Source organism: Fluviicola sp., from assembly GCF_030151805.1.
Classification (GTDB): Bacteria; Bacteroidota; Bacteroidia; order Flavobacteriales_D; family Crocinitomicaceae; genus Fluviicola.
The window spans coordinates 1-7,604 of sequence record NZ_JASLCN010000336.1 but is presented as its reverse complement, the minus strand read 5'-3'; the positions used below and the strand labels follow the sequence as shown (position 1 = coordinate 7,604).

The 7,604-nt window shown below is 41.1% G+C and carries 11 protein-coding genes; 1 reads left to right on the top strand and 10 read right to left on the bottom strand.

Translation table 11 applies throughout. From position 1 onward, the window contains the following. From Q1V93_RS12750 to Q1V93_RS12715, 8 genes are all read right to left on the bottom strand, one after another. On the bottom strand, positions 1-604 hold a 604-nt coding region (locus tag Q1V93_RS12750; protein ID WP_300665237.1), incomplete at its 3' end, for a hypothetical protein. A gap of 27 nt (positions 605-631) precedes the next feature. Next, complete coding sequence (locus tag Q1V93_RS12745) at positions 632-1,084, bottom strand: hypothetical protein (RefSeq protein ID WP_300665236.1); 453 nt, start codon at positions 1,082-1,084, stop codon at positions 632-634. Positions 1,085-1,102: 18 nt separating this feature from the next. Continuing rightward, positions 1,103-1,660, bottom strand: coding sequence for a hypothetical protein (locus tag Q1V93_RS12740; RefSeq protein ID WP_300665235.1), 558 nt, complete (start codon positions 1,658-1,660; stop codon positions 1,103-1,105). Positions 1,661-1,976: 316 nt separating this feature from the next. Beyond that, the gene (locus Q1V93_RS12735; protein ID WP_300665234.1) at positions 1,977-2,894 is read right to left on the bottom strand and encodes a carbon-nitrogen hydrolase family protein; all 918 of its coding nucleotides are present in this window, start codon (positions 2,892-2,894) and stop codon (positions 1,977-1,979) included. Further along, positions 2,885-3,475, bottom strand: a complete 591-nt coding sequence (locus Q1V93_RS12730) for a GNAT family N-acetyltransferase (RefSeq protein WP_300665233.1) — start codon at positions 3,473-3,475, stop codon at positions 2,885-2,887. The genes Q1V93_RS12735 and Q1V93_RS12730 overlap by 10 nt, the downstream gene beginning before the upstream one ends. A gap of 3 nt (positions 3,476-3,478) precedes the next feature. After that, on the bottom strand, positions 3,479-3,880 hold the full coding sequence (locus Q1V93_RS12725) for a ketosteroid isomerase-related protein (RefSeq protein ID WP_300665231.1): 402 nt from the start codon (positions 3,878-3,880) through the stop codon (positions 3,479-3,481). 59 nt (positions 3,881-3,939) lie between these two features. Continuing rightward, positions 3,940-4,149: a Kazal-type serine protease inhibitor gene (locus Q1V93_RS12720; protein ID WP_124746038.1), complete on the bottom strand. Its 210-nt coding sequence runs from the start codon at positions 4,147-4,149 to the stop codon at positions 3,940-3,942. 11 nt (positions 4,150-4,160) lie between these two features. Beyond that, entirely contained in the window at positions 4,161-5,081 is a 921-nt protein-coding gene (locus tag Q1V93_RS12715; RefSeq protein ID WP_300665230.1) for a M28 family peptidase, read from the bottom strand. Positions 5,082-5,208: 127 nt separating this feature from the next. Here Q1V93_RS12715 and Q1V93_RS12710 point away from each other — a divergent pair, with 127 nt between their 5' ends. Continuing rightward, positions 5,209-6,453 carry a cation:proton antiporter gene (locus tag Q1V93_RS12710; RefSeq protein WP_300665229.1) on the top strand — a complete coding sequence of 415 codons (1,245 nt, stop codon included), beginning with the start codon at positions 5,209-5,211 and terminating at the stop codon, positions 6,451-6,453. Positions 6,454-6,620: 167 nt separating this feature from the next. Here the strand turns inward: Q1V93_RS12710 and Q1V93_RS12705 are convergent, their stop codons facing one another. Beyond that, positions 6,621-7,418 (bottom strand): penicillin-insensitive murein endopeptidase, encoded by a 798-nt coding sequence (locus tag Q1V93_RS12705; RefSeq protein WP_300665228.1) that lies wholly within the window; start codon positions 7,416-7,418, stop codon positions 6,621-6,623. A gap of 90 nt (positions 7,419-7,508) precedes the next feature. Further along, positions 7,509-7,604, bottom strand: a 96-nt coding sequence (locus Q1V93_RS12700; RefSeq protein WP_300665239.1) for a 50S ribosomal protein L19, incomplete at its 5' end; no start/stop codon positions are given.

Below are 7,604 nucleotides of genomic sequence, written 5' to 3'. Positions count from 1 at the left end.
CGTTATACGAGTAAACATGTGTTTCGATATGATTTCCTTTCTTCAATTCCCTGGAAATGAGTTTCCCGGAAGGATTGTATAGAAAAGTTTCTACGCCGATAGAAGTGTTTTCAACAAATTCTTCTGCCCGGATCAATTGGTTTTCAGTATTGTAATCGTAGGTGAAATAACTGGTTTGAAGGGTTTTGGAACGAGGATCTGTTTTGTAGGAAGAATTGATTCTGTTCAGCGAATCATACAGGAAATGATGAGAGAATTGTTGCCTGTTTACAACGGAAATTCTGCCGAGACTATCGTATTGAATGGAGTAGACAGCTTCTTTTTTCCCCAGATTCAGGTTGTTCTCCAAAACCAGGTTTCCCAGCGTATCAAAAAAAGATTCGGAATCGTATTCAAACGTATATTGCCAGCCTTTAACGGATTTAACAACGCCGTTTGCCATTTTCTTTGCAGTAAAAGAAATCTCTTTCAGTGTTTTCACCTTCCCCTGAAGACCGATGGTCTGCAAATTTTCCGCATTCAGGATGATTTCCTGGGAATGAAGCTTATTACAAAGAATGGTCAGTAAGAGCGGGAAAATGATTTTTTGAATGGAATTGGGCATGATATGTTGAAGTTTATCAGGTAAATATCAATCGTGAAAGTAATCAGAAAGTGGGATAGCTTTACGGTTTTTAATTTCAGGAACACCTGCTTGTTTCAGTTCATGAATGATTTCTGTCATCACTTTTTTATTCCACGATAGGCCCCAATTTGGAACTATCAGTACAGTTGCGAGTTTTTCGACAGATCCGTTTCTGGCTGTTTCAAATGTCGCATGAATTTCAAAGATGAAGAAGAAAATGGTTTGACGTTGATAAAAACGGATATAATCCATGTTATAACACAAGGTTTTCCTGCGTTTTTTGATTTCGAGTTTCCGGTTTGTGAGATCCAACTGTAGTTTTTTGGGAACTTTCCGGAAATAAATCCAGACAGGTGATACACCAACCAGTAGAATGATGATACCGATGAAAAAAGTTACGAGTGAGTAAAGGAGTATTAGTAAAAAGTCCGTTCGTTTTCCTTGCCAGGTTTTAGTCATGGGTTTTCAACAGTTTAATTATTCAACGATTTTACTGTATTTGTAAAACAACCGGGCATACGGAGAGTCAATCGTCAGGTGTGTGATTTCTTTGTATTTACAGGAAACAGGCTTCAGATCATATTCTCCACGGGAATTGAAATAGTTGATTTTTACGTGCTTGTTATGGAAGCTTGCTACCGGCCCGATCAGAAAGCGATCATCATCTCCGTACTTGGTTTCTATAATCACCGGAATGTTCATTTGATGAATGGTTTGAAACATTTCCTGATAGCTGTTCAAATGAAAGTTCAGAAGTTCTTTTCGTTCGAACATTTCTTTTTCCAGATTTTCCTTTTCCATGATTTTTTGGAAAAAGGTTTCATTTTCAGTTCGCTTGATTTCGGATATGTCAGCTTTTCTGATCACAGTTATTCCATCATAGAAAAAGTCATTGTTGGTCGACATGAGAATAAACTGCTTGTCTTGTTCCAGAATGTATCCGTTAAAATTGGTAATAGAAGTGCCGTCTTGATCGACAATGTAAATTTTGACGTATTCCTCTTTATCAATGTGTTTTTGAATTCTTTTTTTCATGTTGGACTTGGTTGGTTACTGCGAAAAGCAATCTTTACGGGCTTTACGCTCTTCGTTTCCAGACAGCTATCGGAATTGCGTTTAAAGATAAAAACTCTATTGAATAAAAACGCAAAGGTGCAAAGGACGCAGAGGTTACTTAGAATGGTTCGACTTTAATTAGTGACTGATACTTTTGTACTAATTTGATTCAAAAGAAATTTTTCAATCGTTCTATCCCCAAAGGAAAATTCGTTTTTTTAGAGATTTAAAAACTATTTGGTCTATGGTTTCTATGTGGTTAACTAATAAATCACAATAGTGTACCTGGAAAATCTTAAAACGACGAATTCAAAACGGGTTCCTTCATCACAACAACTTCCACACTGCTTTTTCCATCCCGGATTTTCTGGCTTTGACTGTGTTTGAAATTCAGAACCTGCCCGTTTTCACGAATCTCTTCGTTTTTGGAAAGATCCAATGTGTGAATCAACCAACCCGGATTTTGAGCTGCGGTAAGCACCAGGATTCCTTCGTCGGGAAAATCGCCGTCGGGAGAGGAATAAATAGCTGTGTAGCCGTAATTGATGTCCACAGCTGGCGACCAAAGTGCGTCTCCGACAGTTTGTGAAACGCCGGTATAAATTTGCTGCTCCATGGCCCGCGCCCGCGCCCCGATGTGTACACGTGTAGCACCTTTTAAGGTTTCCGTACAAGATGGAACAAGGATAAACTGTGCTCCGGCTTCTGCCAGTAACTGTCCGCCAAGCGGAAATTCAATGTCGAAGCAAATCTGAACACCAAAGGTTCCGATAGGAGTTTCGAATAAGCGCAAAATACCGTCAGAAGAAGAAATTCCCCAGGATTCATCTTCAAAACGCGTCATGAAATGCTTGTCCTGGTAGGAATAATCCGTTTGAGTGAAGACAAAACAACGATTGACAGTTTTATCCGGTAAAGTAACTGGGAAACTCGGTGCAACGATGACACAGTTGTATGTTTGAGCGAAAGTTTGAAACGTCTCAATAAAGAAGGGGAGTAACTCTTGTAAATGATCAATCTGAAGTTTCAGATCATCACGAACTTCCCGGGGAAACAACGAAGTCAGTTCCATGCTTCCGTATTCCGGAAACGTGAGAATTTGCGCCCCTTGGGAAACCGCCTCAGAGATCCATTTTTCCGTGTGATTTTTCCAATCTTCCAATGAATGATGCGCGGTGATCGGATATTGAGCCAAAGCAAGTGTTACCTCCATTCTCTTTTCCAAAAAATCAATTCTTTTTCAGTTTCTTTTGTTTCGTTTCTGTCGAGCCACGACATCTGGCAGTAGTAATCCTGTTCGATGTAGCCGCGTTTCTTCCAGAAATCGTTGTTCGGACGATACGCTTCCGGTCTTAACGGATGATCTGCAGGTCGGACGACCGAGCAAAATGTGGTCACTCTGAATCCGTGTTCCAGTGCGTGTTTTTCGCGGATGTCAAAAAACTGGTGTCCGATCCCCTGACCGCGATACGGCGGTAAAAGAATGCTTTCACCGAAATAGAAAATCTCCTGGAGATTTAATCCGCGGTCTATAAAGGGTTGTTGAATTTCAATGGATTCTGCGATTAAAGGCATCCCGGTAGTTGCACCCACCATCTGATCGCCATCAAACACGGCATAAACCAAACTCAACGGATTGTGAGTGTAAATCTGCAGGTAATTTTTTTCGTATTCCAGCGAACCTTCATACAGGTAGGGAAATTCATGAAAAACATCCATCCGTAACTGACTCAGTTGGGGAATCAATTCTGCGATCTCAAATCCAAGGGCTAATTCACGTCGTAAGCTGCTCACAATTTATTTTGAAACCAATTCGATCCATAATTCCAGGTTATAGTAAGTCGTAACCCGGGTGATTTTTCCATTCTGAACTTCCAGAAATGCCGCCGCCGGAAGAACGTAAGATTGTCCGTGTGCAGGTGGCAAACCTTCTTCTGCTTTTTTGTAAGTTCCGTGAACCACAAACTCAGCGGCAATCCGTCCTTCATGAGTAGAAGAAAAAAGAACGATGTCTTTGAGTGTTTCAGAGTAACTTTCATCCATGTGCTGCATGAACTCGGTAAACAATTTCTTCCCGATCCGCGGAGTTCCCTGGTTGGGTTCGTGTGTAATATTTTCGTCGACCAAAGCCAACATATCATTCCAGTTGCGTGCGTTAAAAGCGTTGTAATATGCAGTTACTGTTTCTAAAGCTGTCATTGAATAAATTTAAAAGTGAGAATTGAAAAGTTTTTGACTTTTACCTTTTCAATTTTCAATTATTTCGGGCATTCCCCCTTCACATACTTCGTAATTCCGTGGCATTGCGCTGTACAGGCATTCGAATATGTTTTTTGGTTACAACCGCAAACAGGATCGTATTGCATCGTACAAACACAATCTTCTTTGACTTTTTCAGTGCAATCTTCTTTGCTGCAGCCTTTTGCTGCACTGACTGCGAGAATCGATGAGAATAGTAAGATCTTCATAATCTAAGAATTTAAGCTAAGATACTTAAAAAAATACCATTGATAACGCTTGCCATTTTGGAAATATTCAGTGTTCCCATCTCATCCGTTTTTTGATGATAATTTTTGTTCCGGTAAAATGCTGTATCTGTTACCATGCAGGCGCTGTAACCCATTTTCCAGTAATTTAAATGGTCCGAAAAGTCGATTCCGGTAAGTGATTTCGGTCCGTTGAATTTCTTGACAGGTAAAGTCGTAAACCGGTCCATCTTTTTGGTGAATTTGCGTGCCGCTTTTCCCTTGCTGAATTTGTTGACAACCGTGATGTAATTTCCTCTGGAGCCATAAAAGAGTTTCAGAAAACCAATGGGGTAATCCTGTGTGCGTTTTTCGTCTTTGAAATAACCGATCATTTCCAGGCAGATCATTCCCGAAACTTTGGCATTGGAATCTTTGAGTGATTTGGCATGAATAAAACTTCCCATGTATTCCGTTCTGAAATACGGCGGTTCTTCGAGCGTATATGCCACCAATTCGACGCTTTTTTGTGTTTTTTGCTCTTTGAGCATGCGCGCCAATTCCAGTAACCCAACAATCCCTGAAGCATTGTCATCCGCGCCTTCCTGGTTGCCGCAAACATCGTAATGAGCTCCGATGATCAGGCGTTCTGATTGTGCATCTCCAAAACGGGCAATGACGTTTTTGTAGGTAATACCACGAACCAGGTACGTTTGATAGAAAACAGTATCTGCACTTTGTTGGAATTGCTCAAAGATAAAAGAAGCCGTTTCGTTCAGTTGATCCACGTTCTGATAATTGCGTGGTTTGGAGGTTTTTGTGAGTTCCGTAAGCAGCTTTTTGATGCGGATGGTATCTGATTCAGATGTGCGGATCTGGGTAAAACAGGTCAGTGCCGGAATTGTAAAAAGAGTTAACAAAATGGACTTTTTCATGCCGATTGTTTTTTGACGAAGTTAAATGACTTATTTTCAATCCGGGCGATTCACACAGTTTAAGTTTCATTTTTAGCTTTTATTCGAATGAGGTAATGCGGATTTTCACTCACTTAACACTCAGTTTATGGAGACATCAGTAATCATCATAACGATCGGTTTTTTTATCTTTTGCGGACATTTTTTGAGTGGTGTTTTCGAGCGAAGAAGTATTCCGGATGTACTGGGGCTGATGTTCCTGGGAATCTTGCTCGGTCCGGTGTTTCATATTGTCAACCCGGATTCTTTCGGACAATTCGGCTCTTTGTTCAGCAATTTTGTGTTGGTCTTTATTCTTTTCGAAAGCGGAACGGACCTCAAAATCTCAGAAGTCAGGAAATCTTTCAAGGATTCAGCGGGAATTACTACGATCGGGTTTCTTTTTACGACCATAACGATTTCTATTCTGTGTAATCAGATTTTCCACCTTTCCTGGGTAACCAGCCTGTTTATCGGATCTGCTTTGGGAGGAACTTCTTCTGCGGTTGTGGTCGGTTTGGTGAAAAAGGTCGATGTACAGCCCAAAACTTCTACCACGCTTATCATTGAATCGGCTGAAACGGACGTGTTTACTCTGGCCATTCCACTGGCGATTCTGGGCTTAATGGTCTCCGGTGATTTCTCGGTCAAAACACTGATTTCCCAATTCATTACTTCTTTGATCCTGGCAATCGTGTTTGGTGTTTTGGGAGCGCTTTTCTGGGCGTTCATTCTCAATAAACTGCCGACACTGAAAGCAACCAAATTCTCCACTCCGGCATTTTTATTTCTCTTGTACGGACTTTCGGAATACCTTGGTTACAGTGGTCCTTTAACTGCTTTGACCTTTGGAATCGTAATCGGAAACCTGAGCTATTTTGAACCCAAAATCCTGCGAAAAATCGTTCCGAATCAACGGATTGTTTTGCCGGAAGAAGAACGCGCCTTTTTCAGTGAAATTGTATTTCTGCTTCGTACTTTCTTCTTTGTATTCATCGGAATCAGCATCCGGATCAATCGCATGGATTGGCTTTTGTTGGGAGCTTTGATCACATTCATCGTTTACCTCGTTCGGATTATTGTCGTGAAGCTGGTTATTTCTTCCGAAACTCCGGTTTTGGATAGAGCCGTAATGTCGTTCATGATTCCGAAAGGCCTTGGAGCTGCTGTTATTGCTACACTTCCCGTTCAGCAAGGTCATCCCGACGGTGCCATCATTCAATCTATCTGTTTCGCGGTCATTCTTTCCAGTACGGTTTATTGCGTGTTGTTTTTCTTCCTGGTGAAAACAGGATTTAGCATGCCGTTCTACCGTTTGGTTTATGGAAGGAGAAAGCGGGAAGCTAAAAAGTAGGCAGAAGGTCAGTTGAATTTTTTTGGATTTTGTGTTGTAATGATGAACTGAGTAGTGATACTTTTGTTTCCAATGAGTAAATGTCTGAGAATGGATGATTCTTTACAATTCAGGACGTAATATTGCGGAATTACGCCAATTTTGAAAATCGTAGAACTACAAAGGGATTATTTTTCTGAAATCCCAAAATCCACATGATAATGATCATCGTGCAAACAATCAATCAACTCACTGAGTTTCGTCGCGAAATAAATGCCGCTGTTTTTTAGTTTTCGGCCATACTCCGTTGCAAACAACTCATCCTTCAAGGCAATTTTCAGAATAACCTTCTCAATCTTCAACCCGTTTTTGTGTGCTTGTTCATTCAACTCCAACAGGTGGCGGGCAAGGAGATTGAAATCTATCCGGTAACGTTCATCTTCCGCATAAACACCGTTGTCATCAAAATCCATCAGGTAATGTGGCAATCCCAAAGAATTGAAATCCGTTGTGGAAATTCCGTCTTTCAGTAAAGGCGACATGAAATCCACACTCAAACCATTCTGATGCGTGCGGTGCGGCCAAATCTTTCCGCCGTGTTCGTTGGAACATTCCATTAATCCGAATTCAAAAGAAGGCAGAAGTTGCTCGAATTTTTGATAGGTATTCAGAACCGTTTGGTAGACCTTCTGGTGCACAAAAGCATGCTTCTCCAAATAACTGGTCGAATCGAAATAGACGAAGTTCGGACCGTTGAAAGGAAACAACCTTCCGTTTTTCAACCCTCCCTTGCTCACTGTTCCAACAGAAGTACTCGGTTTTGTACGGTCTTTATATTGATCATACAATGTTTGGATCGGATTGATTTCCGGTTGAGCAGGTAAAGCAGTTTCAGATCGTTGAGGATTTTCTGACCCGGCAGGCGTTTGTCCGGAACAGGCTTGTATCAAAACGAGCGGGAAGAGGAGGAAGGTACATTTTCTCATGGCTTGGTGATTTACAAAATGGATGCCATAAAACAAAAAAAACCCTGACAAAAACTGTCAGGGTCTGATATATCGAGATTAATCTTCGGCTTAGTGAGAGAAGCTTCTTTTTTCTTTGATACGTGCTGCTTTTCCAGTAAGACCACGGAAGTAGAAGATACGTGCACGACGAACTGCTCCACGCTT